This window comes from Halobacillus sp. BBL2006 (assembly GCF_000786645.1).
In the GTDB taxonomy this organism is placed as follows: domain Bacteria; phylum Bacillota; class Bacilli; order Bacillales; family Halobacillaceae; genus Halobacillus.
The window spans coordinates 1-1016 of the sequence record NZ_JRNX01000807.1 but is presented as its reverse complement, the minus strand read 5'-3'; the positions used below and the strand labels follow the sequence as shown (position 1 = coordinate 1016).

The window sequence follows — 1016 nt, the reverse complement described above, 5'->3', positions numbered from 1 at the left end:
CTTTTTTATCTTTTTTTGAGAAAAAATAACGCCTCAATTCAACAGTTGTATTTTGTATTTAGAGAGTGTTTACCTTTAAATAATTAAGGTTTTTAGACCTACAACTAAAGACCTTTTATCATAATCTAAAACAAGACTATTCACTTAATTTTTTCAAGGAAAAATTATTAATAAAAATTGAAGAATTGTCTTTATTCAAATAAAGTTTTGGTGAGGTGGATGGAGAATTGAAGAATTTCGCTAATGCAAACCTTTCCCAGCTACAAGTTTCGCTGAAGTTCGAATTAAAGGTTCCACAGCTGGAGTACACGAGGTTTATGGTGCAAGAGGCGTCCAATTATAACCAAAGCACTCAATAATGGGGAAAAACAAAAGATGATAGAGCTCAAAATGACCTCGATGACGATGGTCCAGCATATTCAGAAGATAAAATCGAGTTTACAGAAGCATCAGGGAAACCCAGAATCAGTCCGATGGATTCGACCAACAGAAATGAATAAGCGTCAACAGCAAAAAAACTTCTTAATCGTCACTCGCCTAACCCATTTACCTGACTAGTCATACGCCCTTACCCTTCACCTTGTCCGAACATAACTTGTTGTATAGGACTAAAAAGGTGGTGAAGATATGGGCTGGTATGGTGGCTATGGCGGCTGCGGTGGTTACGGCGGCGGTTACGGCGGAAGCTCTTTCGTTTTGATCGTTGTGTTGTTCATCCTTTTGATTATTGTAGGAGCTTCTTTCTACTACTAAAATTCAATAAGCCTTGTGAACCATTGTTACCCGTTCATAAGTGGTTCACACCAAAAAAACCAGAGGTCTAACACACCACCCTCTGGTTTATTTTTTTACATAAAATTATTATGAAACAATAAAAAACCAAGAGCCTCAGCTCTTGATCAGAATAAGTAAGTATAATTGCAAAAAAAATGAAGCCTTTTCTTTCTCTGAAACGTATCTGTTAGTAAGCCATTAACTTATACGACAGGAGATGAAGAAAATGTTCATGAGAATCT

General features: G+C 36.5%; 3 protein-coding genes. All 3 read left to right on the top strand.

The genetic code is table 11. The features are described 5' to 3' along the window. Positions 1–227 precede the first annotated feature (227 nt). The 3 genes from LD39_RS23825 (at position 228) to LD39_RS22330 (ending at position 753) form a co-directional block, all read left to right on the top strand. Positions 228–359, top strand: coding sequence for a hypothetical protein (locus LD39_RS23825; RefSeq protein ID WP_255349893.1), 132 nt, complete (start codon positions 228–230; stop codon positions 357–359). Positions 360–375: 16 nt separating this feature from the next. After that, entirely contained in the window at positions 376–558 is a 183-nt protein-coding gene (locus tag LD39_RS19890; protein ID WP_035552550.1) for a hypothetical protein, read from the top strand. Between the two features lie 69 nt (positions 559–627). Then, a complete protein-coding gene (locus tag LD39_RS22330; protein ID WP_035552547.1) occupies positions 628–753 on the top strand; it encodes a YjcZ family sporulation protein in 126 nt (41 codons plus the stop codon). The last annotated feature ends 263 nt before the right edge of the window (positions 754–1016 follow it).

Excerpts from the sequence above, each read along its gene's own strand:
- LD39_RS19890 (WP_035552550.1), top strand. The coding sequence starts at position 376 with ATGATAGAGCTCAAAATGACCTCGATGACGATGGTCCAGCATATTCAG.
- LD39_RS22330 (WP_035552547.1), top strand. The coding sequence starts at position 628 with ATGGGCTGGTATGGTGGCTATGGCGGCTGCGGTGGTTACGGCGGCGGT.